14 protein-coding genes are annotated in these 14,677 nt (G+C 60.9%); 5 read left to right on the top strand and 9 right to left on the bottom strand.

Annotated elements, in window-relative coordinates; translation table 11 throughout:
• Positions 1-49 precede the first annotated feature (49 nt).
• Positions 50-3,520, top strand: coding sequence for a PAS domain-containing hybrid sensor histidine kinase/response regulator (locus OC445_RS10370; RefSeq protein WP_057976928.1), 3,471 nt, complete (start codon positions 50-52; stop codon positions 3,518-3,520).
• Between the two features lie 124 nt (positions 3,521-3,644).
• On the opposite strand, the gene rmuC is transcribed toward OC445_RS10370, so the two are convergent.
• Both rmuC and OC445_RS10360 read right to left on the bottom strand, forming a co-directional pair.
• On the bottom strand, positions 3,645-5,009 hold the full coding sequence (gene rmuC, locus OC445_RS10365; protein WP_169918249.1) for a DNA recombination protein RmuC: 1,365 nt from the start codon (positions 5,007-5,009) through the stop codon (positions 3,645-3,647).
• A 175-nt stretch (positions 5,010-5,184) separates the two neighbouring features.
• The gene (locus OC445_RS10360) at positions 5,185-5,508 is read right to left on the bottom strand and encodes a hypothetical protein (protein WP_034128342.1); all 324 of its coding nucleotides are present in this window, start codon (positions 5,506-5,508) and stop codon (positions 5,185-5,187) included.
• Positions 5,509-5,965: 457 nt separating this feature from the next.
• Here OC445_RS10360 and OC445_RS10355 point away from each other — a divergent pair, with 457 nt between their 5' ends.
• The 4 genes from OC445_RS10355 (at position 5,966) to OC445_RS10340 (ending at position 9,123) form a co-directional block, all read left to right on the top strand.
• Entirely contained in the window at positions 5,966-6,271 is a 306-nt protein-coding gene (locus OC445_RS10355; RefSeq protein WP_034128341.1) for a hypothetical protein, read from the top strand.
• A 443-nt stretch (positions 6,272-6,714) separates the two neighbouring features.
• Complete coding sequence (locus OC445_RS10350; protein ID WP_034128340.1) at positions 6,715-6,939, top strand: hypothetical protein; 225 nt, start codon at positions 6,715-6,717, stop codon at positions 6,937-6,939.
• Between the two features lie 278 nt (positions 6,940-7,217).
• Positions 7,218-7,700 (top strand): hypothetical protein, encoded by a 483-nt coding sequence (locus tag OC445_RS10345; RefSeq protein WP_198790849.1) that lies wholly within the window; start codon positions 7,218-7,220, stop codon positions 7,698-7,700.
• Between the two features lie 145 nt (positions 7,701-7,845).
• A complete protein-coding gene (locus tag OC445_RS10340; protein WP_003193026.1) occupies positions 7,846-9,123 on the top strand; it encodes an OmpP1/FadL family transporter in 1,278 nt (425 codons plus the stop codon).
• 64 nt (positions 9,124-9,187) lie between these two features.
• Here OC445_RS10340 and OC445_RS10335 read toward each other — a convergent pair whose 3' ends face one another.
• The 7 genes from OC445_RS10335 to cobU form a co-directional block, all read right to left on the bottom strand.
• Entirely contained in the window at positions 9,188-9,739 is a 552-nt protein-coding gene (locus OC445_RS10335) for a glutathione peroxidase (RefSeq protein ID WP_034128338.1), read from the bottom strand.
• A 150-nt stretch (positions 9,740-9,889) separates the two neighbouring features.
• On the bottom strand, positions 9,890-11,098 hold the full coding sequence (locus OC445_RS10330) for an MFS transporter (protein WP_410055953.1): 1,209 nt from the start codon (positions 11,096-11,098) through the stop codon (positions 9,890-9,892).
• Between the two features lie 54 nt (positions 11,099-11,152).
• Positions 11,153-11,557, bottom strand: a complete 405-nt coding sequence (locus OC445_RS10325) for a MarR family winged helix-turn-helix transcriptional regulator (protein WP_034128336.1) — start codon at positions 11,555-11,557, stop codon at positions 11,153-11,155.
• 42 nt (positions 11,558-11,599) lie between these two features.
• Positions 11,600-12,328: an adenosylcobinamide-GDP ribazoletransferase gene (locus OC445_RS10320; protein ID WP_054920193.1), complete on the bottom strand. Its 729-nt coding sequence runs from the start codon at positions 12,326-12,328 to the stop codon at positions 11,600-11,602.
• Positions 12,329-12,330: 2 nt separating this feature from the next.
• Positions 12,331-12,906, bottom strand: a complete 576-nt coding sequence (gene cobC / locus OC445_RS10315; RefSeq protein WP_034128334.1) for an alpha-ribazole phosphatase family protein — start codon at positions 12,904-12,906, stop codon at positions 12,331-12,333.
• The gene (gene cobT, locus OC445_RS10310; RefSeq protein ID WP_198790850.1) at positions 12,903-13,958 is read right to left on the bottom strand and encodes a nicotinate-nucleotide--dimethylbenzimidazole phosphoribosyltransferase; all 1,056 of its coding nucleotides are present in this window, start codon (positions 13,956-13,958) and stop codon (positions 12,903-12,905) included. The genes cobC and cobT overlap by 4 nt, the downstream gene beginning before the upstream one ends.
• Positions 13,955-14,476, bottom strand: a complete 522-nt coding sequence (gene cobU, locus OC445_RS10305; protein WP_198790851.1) for a bifunctional adenosylcobinamide kinase/adenosylcobinamide-phosphate guanylyltransferase — start codon at positions 14,474-14,476, stop codon at positions 13,955-13,957. Before cobU ends, cobT begins: the two co-directional genes overlap by 4 nt.
• Positions 14,477-14,677: the final 201 nt, after the last annotated feature.

The raw sequence follows: 14,677 nt of genomic DNA, 5'->3' as shown, positions 1-14,677 counted from the left end.
TGTCCAACCGGGCCTGGAATGCCCGGGTGTTCTTATGCTCGGAGTTACCATGACGCTGTCCAGCGGGCTGATCGCCGCCGTTGCCCTGGCCTATATGGCCACTATGTTTGCCATCGCCTTTTACGGTGACCGCCGCCATGCGCCGCTGCCGCCGCGCGTGCGTGCCTGGGTGTATAGCCTGTCGCTGGCGGTGTACTGCACCAGTTGGACCTTCTTCGGCGCCGTAGGCCAAGCGGCCGAACAGCTGTGGGCATTCTTGCCGATCTACCTGGGACCTGTGCTGTTGCTGGTGCTGGCACCCTGGGTGCTGCAAAAGATGATCCTGATCAGCAAGCAGGAAAACATCACCTCAATCGCCGACTTTATCGCCGCCCGCTACGGCAAATCCCAGTCCCTGGCGGTGGTGGTGGCGTTGATCTGCCTGGTCGGCGTGCTGCCCTATATCGCGCTGCAGCTCAAAGGCATCGTGCTGGGCGTGAACCTGCTGATCGGCGCCGGCCCCGACACCACCGGCACCCGCGCCCAGGACACGGCCTTGATTGTGTCGCTGGTATTGGCGCTGTTTACCATCGTGTTCGGTACACGCAACCTCGACGCCACCGAACACCACCGCGGCATGGTGCTGGCGATTGCCTTTGAGTCGCTGGTCAAGCTGTTCGCTTTTCTCGCCGTCGGTGCGTTTGTCACCTACGGCTTGTACGACGGTTTCGGCGATCTGTTCAGCCAGGCCATGCTCGCCCCGCGCCTTGAGGAATACTGGAAAGAGACCATCAACTGGCCTTCGATGGTGGTACAGACCGGCGTCGCCATGATGGCGATCATCTGCCTGCCCCGACAATTTCATGTGACGGTGGTGGAGAACATCGACCCCCAGGATTTGCGTCTGGCCAAGTGGGTGTTCCCGGCTTATTTGATCCTCGCGGCACTGTTCGTGGTGCCCATCGCCCTGGGCGGCAAGATGCTGTTGCCCGGCTCGGTGCTGCCGGACTCCTATGTGATCAGCCTGCCAATGGCCGAGGCCCATCCTGCCCTCGCCGTGCTGGCATTCATTGGCGGTGCATCGGCGGCCACTGGCATGGTCATCGTAGCGAGCATCGCCTTGTCGACCATGGTTTCCAACGACATGCTGCTGCCCTGGCTGTTGCGCCGATCCAGCGCCGAGCGGCCATTCGAAGTCTTCCGTCACTGGATGCTGTCGGTTCGCCGGGTGAGCATTGTGATCATCCTGCTGCTGGCGTACGTGAGCTACCGCTTGCTGGGCTCCACCGCCAGCCTGGCGACCATCGGCCAGATCGCCTTTGCCGCTGTGACCCAACTGGCCCCGGCGATGCTCGGCGCCCTCTATTGGAAGCAGGCCAACCGGCGTGGGGTGTTTGCCGGTTTGGCCGCCGGTACTTTCCTGTGGTTCTACACGTTGGTCTTGCCAGTGACGGCGAAAAGTCTGGGCTGGTCGCTCAACCTTTTCCCCGGCCTGACATGGATGCACTCCCACCCGTTCGGGCTGTCGGTCACCTCGCTGACCCTGGGCACCGTGTTCTCCCTGGCAGGTAACTTCACCCTCTTCGTGTGGGTGTCGATGCTGTCGCGCACACGGGTTTCCGAGCACTGGCAGGCAGGCCGTTTTATCGGCCAGGAAATCAGCCAGCGTGCGAGTGCGCGCTCCATGCTGTCGGTGCAGATCAGCGACCTGCTCAGCCTGGCGGCACGCTTCGTCGGGGAAGAACGGGCCCAGCAGAGTTTTATTCGCTTCGCCTATCGCCAGGGCAAAGGCTTCAACCCCAACCAGAATGCTGATAACGATTGGATCGCCCACACCGAACGCTTGCTGGCCGGCGTACTCGGAGCCTCATCGACGCGGGCGGTGGTGAAAGCGGCGATTGAAGGGCGGGAAATGCAACTGGAGGACGTGGTCCGTATCGCCGACGAAGCCTCGGAAGTGCTGCAGTTCAACCGCGCTCTGTTGCAAGGTGCCATTGAGAACATCACCCAGGGCATCAGCGTGGTGGACCAGTCGCTCAAGCTGGTGGCCTGGAACCGGCGCTACCTGGAACTGTTCAACTACCCGGACGGCTTGATCAGCGTCGGCCGGCCCATTGCAGACATCATTCGATACAACGCCGAGCGCGGCCTGTGTGGCCCCGGTGAAGCGCAAGTGCACGTGGCGCGTCGCCTGCACTGGATGCGCCAGGGGCGTGCGCACACCTCCGAGCGCCTGTTCCCCAATGGCCGGGTGATCGAGTTGATCGGCAACCCGATGCCCGGCGGCGGGTTTGTCATGAGCTTCACCGACATCACCGCGTTCCGCGAAGCCGAACAAGCGCTGACCGAGGCCAATGAGGGCCTGGAGCAGCGGGTGACCGAGCGCACCCATGAACTGTCGCAACTGAACGTGGCCCTCACCGACGCCAAGGGCGTGGCCGAATCCGCCAGCCAGTCAAAGACGCGGTTCCTGGCGGCCGTGAGCCATGACCTGATGCAACCGCTGAACGCTGCGCGGTTGTTTTCCGCCGCCCTCTCCCACCAGACCGATGGCCTGTCCGGCGAGGCACGGCAGTTGGTGCAGCATCTGGATAGCTCACTGCGCTCGGCCGAAGACCTGATCAGCGATTTGCTGGACATTTCGCGCCTGGAAAACGGCAAGATCAACCCACAACGCCAGCCCTTTGTTCTCAACGAGCTGTTCGACACCCTGGGAGCAGAATTCAAGGCGCTGGCCCAAGAGCAACACTTGCGCTTCCGCTGGCGCGGCAGCCGTTTGCGAGTGGACAGCGACATCAAGCTGCTGCGGCGGATTTTGCAGAATTTTCTGACCAATGCCTTCCGTTATGCCGACGGCCCGGTGCTGCTGGGCGTACGTCGTCGCAAGGGCGAACTCTGCCTGGAGGTCTGGGATCGCGGGCCTGGTATTGCGCCCGATAAACAAAAGGTGATCTTCGAAGAGTTCAAGCGCCTGGACAGTCACCAGACCCGTGCCGAAAAGGGCCTAGGGCTGGGCCTGGCGATTGCCGACGGCCTGTGCCGCGTGCTGGGCCATCGCCTGAGCGTGCGCTCCTGGCCGGGCAAAGGCAGCGTCTTCAGCGTGTGCGTACCGCTGGCCCGTAACCAGACCAGCGTGCAACCCAAGGCGCCCGCAGAAACCGGCCTGCCCTTGAGTGGCGCACGCGTGCTGTGTGTGGATAACGAAGACAGCATCCTGATCGGCATGCGCAGCCTGCTCACGCGCTGGGGCTGTGAAGTCTGGACGGCCGCCAATCAGGCCGAATGCGCGGCATTGCTGGCCGAGGGCATCCGCCCGCAACTGGCGTTGGTGGATTACCACCTGGACCACGGCGAAACCGGTACCGAGTTGATGGGCTGGCTGCGTGCGCAACTGGCCGAGCCGATTCCCGGCGTAGTGATCAGTGCCGATGGACGACCGGAGATGGTTGCCGAGGTGCATGGGGCGGGGTTGGATTACTTGGCCAAGCCGGTGAAGCCGGCGGCGTTGCGGGCGCTATTGAGCAGACATTTGCCCCTGTAACGGGGTTGTATTCGATCTATTTGTGGGAGCGGGCTTGCTCGCGAAAGCGGTGTGTCAGTTTTAGATGTGTTGACTGACACTATGCTTTCGCGAGCAAGCCCGTTCCTACAATTTAGCCCCGTATTTATTCCGGGAGATGCGCCACGCCATCCGAATCGGTCATCGCCCGCTCCAGCAGATCCGCCGGCAAGCTCTTGCTGGCGCGGGCACCGAGCAACCTGAGTTGCTCGGTACGGCTGACCAGGTTCCCACGCCCATCCGTCAGCTTGTTGCGCGCCGCGCTGTAGGCCTTGTCCAGCTGTTGTAGCCGGTTGCCCACTTCGTCCAAGTCCTGGATAAACAGCACGAACTTGTCATACAGCCAACCGGCACGCTCGGCAATTTCCCGTGCGTTCTGGCTCTGGCGCTCCTGCTTCCACAGGCTGTCGATCACGCGCAGGGTGGCGAGCAAGGTCGTGGGGCTGACGATTACAATATGGCGGTCGAAGGCTTCCTGGAACAGGTTGGGCTCGGCCTGCAATGCCGCAGAAAAGGCAGCCTCGATCGGTACGAACAGCAGGACGAAATCCAGGCTGTGCAAACCCTCCAGGCGCTTGTAGTCCTTGCCGGCCAAGCCTTTGACATGATTACGCAGGGACAGCACGTGTTGCTTCAAGGCGGCCTGGCCAATCACCTCGTCATCCGCCGCAACGTACTGTTGATAGGCGGTCAAGCTGACCTTGGAGTCGACCACCACCTGCTTGTCGCCCGGCAACATGATCAGCACGTCGGGCTGGAAACGCTCGCCATCCGGGCCTTTGAGGCTGACCTGGGTCTGGTACTCACGGCCCTTCTCCAGGCCCGCGTGCTCCAGCACCCGTTCAAGAATCAGCTCACCCCAGTTGCCCTGGGTTTTCTGGCCCTTGAGGGCGCGAGTCAGGTTGGTGGCTTCGTCCGACAGACGCAGGTTCAATTGCTGCAGGCGCTCAAGCTCTTTGGCGAGGGAAAAGCGCTCACGGGCTTCGTTCTGATAGCTTTCTTCGACACGCTTCTCGAAGGACTGGATACGTTCCTTGAGCGGGTCCAGAAGTTGGCCCAGCCGCTCCTGACTGGTTTCGGCGAAGCGTTGCTCACGCTCGTCGAAGATCTTGCCGGCCAGCTCGGCAAATTGCGCACGCAGCTCGTCCCGTGAGCCTTGCAGGTCGGTGAGTCGTTGCTGATGACTCTCTTGCTGCTCGCGCAATTCGGCGCTCAGGGCAGCGGCCAAGGCGTCAAGGCGACGCAGTTCGGTTTCCTTGGCGCTGCGGTCGAGGTTCCAGGCGTGCGCGGCATCGCGGGCGTTATCGCGGTCGATCTGCAACAACTCGACTTCACGGCGCAGCGCCGCCAGGTCGGCTTGTTTGGCGGCATTGGCCTGGCTGAGGTCACTGATCTCATCGCGACTGGCGTCCAGTTGCGCGGCGAGCCCTTCCTGGGCCAGTTGCGCGGTTGCCAGGCGTTCTTCCAGCAGCTCCCAACCGGTGGTGCGTGCGGTCAGACGCCGCTGGAGTTGCCAGCACAGCGCCAGTAGCGGCACGGCTGCACCCACAAGACCCAAGGCGATACTGGTCCAGTCAAACACCATAGCCATTTCTGCCATCACCGAAAAAGATCAAGGTTAACCAAGCCTAAGGCCGGAGGACAGCTCAGTCTTCGACCTGGCCCAGTTCGCGCTGGGCGCGACGGTCGCCGGCGCGAGCAGCCGAACGCAACAAATCGTGGCCGATGCGCCGGTCACGGGCATTTCCGCACTCGCGGCACATCAGTTGGCCAAGACGGCTCTGAGCGGCCACCACGCCTTCGCGGGCGGGCTGCTTGAGCAAGCGTCCGGCGAGATGCTTGATATTGGTGCTCTGCCCCAGGCGCGGGCTGTCGAGCAGCCACAATGCGACCTTCAAGGAAAAACGCTTGGGTGCGGTAACAGTTTGGGGCGTGTCGGTAACAGAAGGTGATACTGAGCGAAACTTCATAAAGCACTGTGGGGCAGAACGGAAGGCGCGCCACTCTACTCTTTTTTTCGTACAGGTAAAGCTGAAAAAACCGTGCACGCCCGTCCTAGAGCAAGCGCTCGGGACAATCCACAGAAGCTGTGGATAACTCAGTGGACAACCCCCCTAGAACAGGCGCAAAGCCCCATGGAACGGGGGCCGCAGTCAAACTGACGATTTTTTCACCAATAAAAAAAAGCGAGATTTTTCATTGACTTAAATTTTGATTACAGGCAAATGGGCGCACTTGCACACCAGTGACAGCAGGGTTACACCCTTGGCCACAAATGTGCACAAGTCCCGATCGACTGGTTATATCGGCGGCGTTTTTTGATTCAACACCGGTTAAACATGTTACTGACCGGGCAAACCCGAGGGCTTTTCAAATCCGCCTCGGCTCGCCACACTGCGCCACCGACAATGCAAACCAGTAGGGCCGATGAAAGGAATTCTGTTATTCGCCGGGCTGCTACTGGCCATCTGCGCGACCTCCCTGGGAATCAATGCCGCGCTCCCCTCTCCGGACGGCGCACTGTTCGCCATTGCTATCTTGCTGTCAGCAGCCTTTACCGCCGTGGTCCTGTGCATCGAACTCAGTGACGGAAAGATCAATGACATGCGCGAAGTGATCCACATGATCGAGACCGGCCAGTCCTTGCGATTGACGCTCGCCGCCTATGGGCTGGGGTGCGCCCTGGCCGCGTCCATGACCGTACTGGTCTATCGCGAGTTGCTCGGCGGCTGATCGAGGTTTTTTTGCAATCGGCCTTCCCTTCCCTGTTTCAATCCGTTACTATCCGCGGCGTTAGTACCAAGCTGAAAGTCAATTCTGGTCGAATACGTCCCCTGAACCACATGGGATCGGCCACCTCGATGGTTTCCAGGTATTCCTTGCGACGACACTGCCTTTGAACAAGCAAAGGGTGGCGCGAAGTTCCAATACTCTGACCGAACCAACCTGCAAATTGATCAGGATCTTCACCCCGGGCCCAGAACCTTTGCCCCTGTTGTGTTGCCTGCCCTCCTAAGTACCTACCTGCCAGCCCAAGCGCGCCTAATTCCATAGCGCTTCAAACTGGCTGCTTTGTTCCAGTCGGGTTCTTCGTTTGATCAATGGTGATCAGCGTTACTGGAACGTTTTAACGTTGCACGGTTCTTATCCGTGTCATTTGTAGGAACACCAATAATATGAACGCTCAAATCCACACTCAGGATGCCATTCGCGCCCTCACCAACGCTTTTGCCCCAATGAACTGCCTGATCATGGCTGCTCGCAAAGGCTGCTTCAGCTTCACCCTGGTCAACGAACACGGCATCGCTCGTCACAGCGAACGCCTGTACCCCGATCAATACTCCAGCGCAGAACCGCTGCAGGCCGTGATTGATCGTACCCGTCAGGCACTGACCGCCTGATCGACCCGCGTCGCTGAAACCTCAAAAACCCTGTTTGAACAACAGGGTTTTTTATTGCCTGGAATTTGGCCTTGAGTCCGTGGTGCTAAGTACAAATCGATATAAACGTTATAACCGATTGCAGAAGATGTTTTAAAAACAGTCCTTTACATCAGGAATATGACACTACACTTCAAGTCAAGCGGCATGATCCGCTTCCGACGGGCCTGAGATCCGATTCATTGCTGCCAAGCTCCCCTTCTCAGGCTCGTCCACTCTTTGCAAGGACTGAGGCTCGTATGGGTATTGCCGCCAGTGAATTGTGTCGTTATGTGATCCGGCCGACGCTGATGTACCTCGGCCGTCACAGCGCGACAGCCGAATCCCTGCTGCTGGGCATTGCCGCCAGCCAGTCAGAACTGGGCTCGGCGCTGCATGACCGGCGCGGCCATGGCCTTTACAGCATCACCGAACCACGTCATCGCGCCCTCTGGGATGACTACCTGGCCCTGGACCCTGAACGCGCCAGCCTGGTGCGCGGGCTGGCCAGCCAACATGCGTTCCTCAGCGCGCCTCAGTTGGAGTTGACGGTGAACCTGCGCTACGCCACGGCCATCGCCTGGTTGCTGGTGGAACAACAGCGCGCTGCCCTACCCGCACCCGGCGATGTGCTGGCCATGGCGCGTATCTGGAAAGAAATATTCCATCCACAAGGCCGCCTGGGAGATTTCACCCAAGCGTGGCAAACCTGTGTAAGCCCCATGAAACAGGCAGCTTGCTGACCGGGCAAATTGCAAGATTCGGCAAAAAACGGCAATTTTGGTCGGATTGTCCTACAAAACCGCTCTATCTCCTGCATTACAGCCTATAGCGCGATGTGAAATTTATTGATACTTTCCGCAGCGGTGATCACACGGAGTTCTAATAATGAAAAAAGTAATGCTCAAGACCACACTTAGCCTCGCCGTTGCCATGGCATCCTCCCAATTGTTCGCCAGCGGCTTTGCCCTCAACGAACAGAGCGTCAGCGGGATGGGTACCGGTTTCGCAGGTCGCTCTTCTTCTGCCGATGATGCGAGCACTGTGTTCGGTAACCCTGCCGGTATGGCACGCCTGGAAGGCCAACAGATCACCGGTGGCGTTGCAGCCATTGATGCCTCCACCGATATCAGCAATGTCAGCGGCCGCTCCGCTGGCAGCAACAAAGGCGATATGGTGCCTTTCACTGCCGTGCCTTTCGGTTTCTACACCAATAAGCTCAACGACCAGTGGGCTGTCGGCTTCGGCGTCTATGCGCCGTTCGGCCTGGTAACCGACTACGAAAGCGGCTTCCAGGGCCGTGGCTTTGGCAGCAAGAGCGAAGTGAAAGTCATCACCTTGCAACCGACCGTAAGCTACGCCTTCAACGACCGCGTTTCCGTGGGTTTTGGCCCGACCATCAACCGCATCGCCGGCACCCTGGAATCGGACCTGACGCTGAACCCTCGCGCGCCAGACACCAATATCAAGATCAAGGGTGACGACACCGCGCTGGGCTTCAACATCGGCGTACTGGTCCAAGCCACCGATACCACCCGTGTCGGCCTGACCTACCACTCCAAGGTCAGCTACAAGCTGGACGGCCACACCGAAGTCACCGCACCGACCGCGACCTCGCCGTTCCTGCGCAGCAACCGCTATGACGCCTCGCTGAAAATCGACACACCTGAGTCCTACGACCTGTCCGTCACTCAAGACCTGACCGACGCGTGGAAACTCTATGCCGGTGCAACCTGGACACGCTGGAGCCGCCTCAAAGACATCACCGTCAAGAACGAAGGCGTCAGCGGCGCTACTGGCGGCGCGCTTGCCCCAGGCCTGGTCAGCACAATCAAGGAAGACCAGAACTGGCACGACACCTGGGCCTACGCCGTGGGTACTTCGTACCAGCTCACCAAGCAAGTGGTACTGCGTACCGGCCTGACATTCGACCAGTCGCCTACCAACAACACGGATCGCTCACCGCGCATCCCGACCGGCGACCGTACTATCTTCAGCCTGGGCCTGGGCTACCAGGTCATGGATAACATGACCATCGACCTGGCCTACTCCTACCTGAAGGAAGAGGACGTCAAGATCTCGCGCTCCAACCAATTGGCCAGCTACAACGCCAAGTATGAAAACAGCGCCAACGGTTTCGGCTTGGGCATGACCTACAAGTTCTAACCGCAGTCGTATAAAAAAGCCCCGCTCTCCTGTGAAGGAGGCGGGGCTTTTGTTTGGCTGGCGGTCAGGGTTTGGAAGCCAATGCCTGTTCCACCGCCTTGATCAGCTCCGGACTGTCCGGCTTGGTCAGGCTGGAAAAACTGGCAACCAGATTGCCCTGGCGATCCACTACATACTTGTAGAAGTTCCACTTGGGCGCGGCGTCGGCCTGCTGTGCAAGCACCTTGAACAGGTGCACCGCATCCGGCCCCTTGACCTTCTGCGGCTCGGTCATGGTGAAGGTCACGCCATAGTTCACGTAGCAGACCTTGGCGGTTTCTTCCCCGGTCTTGGCTTCCTGTTTGAAGTCATCGGACGGCACGCCGATCACTTCCAGACCTTCGCCCTTGTAGCGCTGATACAACGCTTCCAGGCCCTTGAATTGCGGGGCAAAGCCGCAGAAGCTCGCCGTATTGACGATCACCAAGGGTTTGCCAGCGAATTGCTGGCACAGGTCGATGGATTCCTTGGCCCGCAGCTTGGGCAGTTGGCCCTCCAGCAACGGTGGGCAACTGGCGGCCATCGCCACGCTACCAATAGCCATCAGGACGGGTACAGCGAGCCAGCGCATCTGCATGTCAAAAGTCCTTGAGTCAGTTCAGACCCACAACTTAGCAGATCGCCATGCCCAGTTGCATCAACGCCAGGCCGCCCCGTTGCCAACCCCACCAGGCCAGCAGCAACAACCCCAGCCCCACAGCCAACAGCATAAGACGCGCTGTCATGCTCATGCCGCCTCCATCTGCGCCTGAATACGCGCCACCGGCCGCTCACGCACCGGCCAATTCAGCGCGGCGGCGAGCAGGCTGAGTAAAATTGCCACCTGCCAGATCAAATCGTAGCTGCCGGTTCGATCATAGACCACCCCGCCCAGCCATCCGCCGAGGAACGAGCCAAGCTGGTGGAACAGGAACACAATCCCGCCGAGCATCGAGAGGTTGCGCACCCCAAACAGGGTCGCGACGGTGCCATTGGTCAGCGGCACCGTGGACAACCACAAAAAGCCCATCGCCATGCCAAACAGATACGCCGTGACTTCGGTGACCGGCGCCCACAGGAACAACACAATCACTACCGCCCGCAACAAGTACAAGCCGGTGAGCAGACGCGGCTTGGACATGCGGCCACCGAGCCAACCCGCCGTGTAGGTGCCAAATACGTTGAACAGGCCAATCAAGGCCAGCACCGTGGTGCCCACCGTGGCCGGCAGGTGCTGGTCGACCAGGTACGCCGGCAAGTGCACACCGATAAACACTACTTGGAAACCGCACACAAAAAAGCCGAAGGACAGCAGCCAGAAGCCGGAGTGGGAGCAGGCCTCTTTCAGCGCTTCGCCCAGGGTTTGCTGGCCCACCGTGACCGCCAGCGGCCGGTCCTTGAGCATGGCGACCAGCGGCAGGATCAACGCCACCATCAAGCCCAGCGCCAGCAAGGCGGCCGACCAGCCCAGCCAACCAATCAAGCCGAGGGTGCCGGGCACCATGGCGAACTGGCCGAACGAGCCGGCGGCGCTGGCAATGCCCATGGCCATGCTGCGTTTTTCTGGCGCAACGGCGCGGCCAACCACGCCGAGAATCACCGAGAACGAGGTGCCGGACAGGCCAATGCCAATCAGCAAACCTGCGCTCAACGACAGTGACCACGCGGAGTCGGACATGCCCATCAGCACCAGGCCGACGGCGTACAAACCCCCGCCGACAAACACCGCCTTGGTCGCGCCGAAACGGTCGGCCAAGGCCCCGGTAAATGGCTGCGCCAAGCCCCAGATCAGATTCTGCAAGGCGATGGCAAAGGCAAAGGTTTCACGCCCCCAACCGAATTCGCTGCTCATCGGCGCCAGGAACAGGCCAAAGCCATGCCGTACGCCCAAGGACAACGCCAGGATCAGCGCACTCCCTAAAAGGACCCAACCACTGGTGCGCCACATCGAGGTCATTTCTTATTCTCCGTTCGCGGGTATATACCCGCTTGTAGTCGAACAAACCGCCGTTCAGGCGAGTTCATCCAGCAAGGCCAACAACATTTCGCGCTTTTCGGCGCCGAGCTTATCAATCAGTTTCTGTTGCGCCGCTTCCCAAGCCGGTAACGCGGCAGTCAGCCGCTCTTGCCCTGTGGCAGTCAACACCACCAGGCGATTGCGTAAATCGTCACCCTCCACCAACTGCACCAGCCCCTCACCTTCCAGGACGCGCAGGTTGCGCCCCAGGGTGCTGCGATCCAGACCCATGGCGTCCGCCAGGCTGGAAATGCTCGGTTGATCGAGGCGCTGCAGGTTGCACAGCAAAGAATACTGGGCAACGTTGATCCCGAAGCCGTCGAGAGCGCCGTCGTAGTGCCTGCTGACGCCACGGGCAGCGCGTCGCAGGTTGGTGCATAAACATTGGGAGGCAAGCATAGAGCGTGTATATACCCGGAGTTAATCAATTGCAAGAAAGCGTTACAGCGCCAGCCCGACCAGCACCGCGACTTCAAGCAGCTCCAGCAGTGCGCCAGCAGTGTCGCCGGTGGTACCGCCCAGACGCTTGACCATCAACTGGCGCAGCCACACGAAACACAGTGCCGCCAGCAACACCGCGATGCCGCCGCTGAAACCACCGATCAGGATGCAGGCCAACCCGCTGAGGATCAGCACCTGTTGGCCGACAATTCGCGGCAGATGATCTGACAGTGCCTGGCCCAATCCGCCCGCCCGCACATAGCGCGTGCTGAGAAACAGCGCCAGCATCGAAGCGCGTCCGATCAGGGGCGCCAGGATCAACGCGGCGCCATTGTGTTGTTCGATCAATGCCACCAGCGCGCTGAACTTGAGTAGCAGCACCAAGCCCAGGGTGACCACCGCAATCGGGCCGCTGCGCGGGTCTTTCATGATGCTGAGGGTGCGCTCGCGGTCGCCAAAACCACCCAGCCAAGCATCGGCGCTGTCGGCCAGGCCGTCCAGGTGCAGGCCACCGCTGAGCAACACCCAGGCTGTGAGCAGCAACGCGGCGTGCAACAGCAACGGGGCGCCCTGCAACACCTGGTTGAGGCCCCATAACAGCACGCCGAACAGCAACCCAACCAGCGGATAAAACAACAACGAACGGCCCAGTTCTTGAGGTTGCGGCATGCCCGGCAAGCGAATGGGCAGGCTGCTGAGAAATTGCAGGGCGATCCAGAACGGCAGCATCGTCAGAGTCCTTCCTTCAACACACCATCGGCTTCAACCTGCAGGCCGAACAAGGCACCGTGCCCCACTTCAACATTCAGCAGTTGCTCACGGGGCAACCCTCGCGCCTGAGCCAGCAGCAGGCGCATCACACCGCCATGACTGACCAACAGCACCCGCTGGCCCGCGTACGCCTGATGCAGCCGGGCGACAGCGCCAAGCACGCGCTCGGAAAACTGGATGACAGGCTCACCCTCCGGCGGCGTGAAGCCATAGGGGTTGGCCCAGAACAAGCCCAGCCCTTCGGCATCGGTATCCATCAACGCGGCCGCACTCTGCCCTTCCCAGGCGCCGAAGTGAAGCTCCTGCAAGTCAGGCTCCAGACTCACCGGCAAATCAAGTTGCGTCCCCAGCTCCCGGGCGAACAGAGCGCAGCGTTGCAGCGGCGAGCTGATCAGCCGATCCCAGGGCCCTTGCCCCACCACTGCGTCGCGCATCTGCTGCCAGCCGTTGGCGGTCAGCGCATCGTCCAGGCTGCCACGCAGGCCGCCGCCCAGCTCGGTTTCGCCGTGGCGCAGCAGGTCCAGGCGCAAGGTCATGCGGGGCGATCCGCCACGGCGGCTTCGGCGAAGGTCGCCATCTGCCCGTGCAGCGCGCACGCCAGGCGCAACAAGGGCACCGCCAACGCCGCGCCGCTGCCTTCGCCCAGGCGCAGGCCCAGTTCCAGCAACGGTTGCGCATCGAGGCTGCGCAGCACATGGCGATGACCCGGCTCGGCACCCCGATGGCCGAACACCAGCCATTCGCGGCATGCCGGGTTCAAGCGCACCGCCACCAGCGCGGCCACGCTGCAGATGAACCCATCCACCAGCACCGCCATGCCTTCCTGGGCGCAGGCCAGGTAGGCGCCAACCAAGGCAGCAATTTCAAAACCGCCGAGATTGAACAGGGTTTGCAACGCATCGCCGCGCTGACCGGCGTGCAACGCCAAGGCGCGCTCGATGACCGCGACCTTATGGCTGACCCCTGCGGCGTTCAAACCGGTACCAGGGCCTGTAAGGTCAGTGACCTGGCAATCCAGCAATGCGCAGGCCAAGGCACTGGCGGCGGTGGTGTTACCGATGCCCATCTCGCCGCCGATAAACAGCTGCGCGCCGCCTGCCAGGGCGCGGTGTGCGCTGTCTCGCCCGGCTTGCAGGGCCAGTTGCCCCTGAGACTGAGTCATCGCCGGGCCATGCACGAAATTGGCCGTGCCCGCGCCGATATTCAGGTGACGAACGCCGGGCAAATCCAGGGACGGCGTGACCGTCCCAAGGTCAACCACTTCCAATTGCGCTTCCAGTTGCCGCGCCAACACACTGATTGCCGCACCACCGGTGACAAAGTTTTGCAGCATCTGCCCGGTCACCGCCTGGGGAAATGCCGACACGCCTTCAGCGACCACGCCGTGATCGCCGGCAAAAATCACGATCCACAGGTGATCCACCGACGGTTTGACCTGGCCCTGCAAACCCGCCAACCGCACCGCCAGGGCCTCCAACTGGCCGAGGGAGCCAGCGGGCTTGGTCAACTGCTGCTGACGCGCCAGCGCCTGTTCGTGGGCTGTGGCATTCACCGTCTTGCAGGGGTTGAGCCACCAGGAGTCGGTCATAACGCAGTACCTTTCAAAGTCAGGGGCAGGCCGGCAACCGTCAGCACAACGCGCTGACATTGCTCGGCCAAGGCTTGATGCAGCCAACCGGCTTCATCCACATAACGGCGAGTCAATTCGCCCAGCGGCACGACACCCAGACCGGTCTCGTTGCTGACAAAAATGATTTCTCCCGGCAGCGAAGCCAGGGTTTGCAACAGTTGATTACGCTCGCACGCAAGGCGCGCCGGGTCTTCGAGCATCAGAAGATTGGTGAGCCATAAGGTCAGGCAATCCACCAGCAGGCAGCGATCAGTGGCGGCGTTTTCGCGCAGCACGCGCGTCAGCTCGATGGGCTCCTCAACCAGGCCCCAATTGTCGGGGCGACGCTGGCGGTGCAAAGTGACACGCTCGTTCATCTCACCATCGAGCGGCTGGCTGGTGGCGATATAAATGACGGCAAGCCCGCTCTCTGCGGCAAGCTTTTCGGCCAGGCGGCTCTTGCCCGAACGGGCGCCGCCGAGGATCAATTGATACATGCAAAGGCCCCTGGCAAACGATGTGGCGAGGGAGCTTGCTCCCGTGACGGCCTGACAGCCGACGCTGATCCAGCTGACGCACCGCGACCCAAATGTGGGAGCTGGCTTGCCTGCGAAGACGGCCTGACAGTCAACACAGTTGGACCGTGTACATATCCATTTCTGCGGTAACGGCCACTTAGGGTTCCGCTTTTACAGCGG

Origin of the sequence: Pseudomonas sp. Pse35 (assembly GCF_024519715.1) — a bacterium.
In the GTDB taxonomy this organism is placed as follows: domain Bacteria; phylum Pseudomonadota; class Gammaproteobacteria; order Pseudomonadales; family Pseudomonadaceae; genus Aquipseudomonas; species Aquipseudomonas paracarnis.
This window is presented reverse-complemented; position numbering and strand designations above follow the sequence as displayed.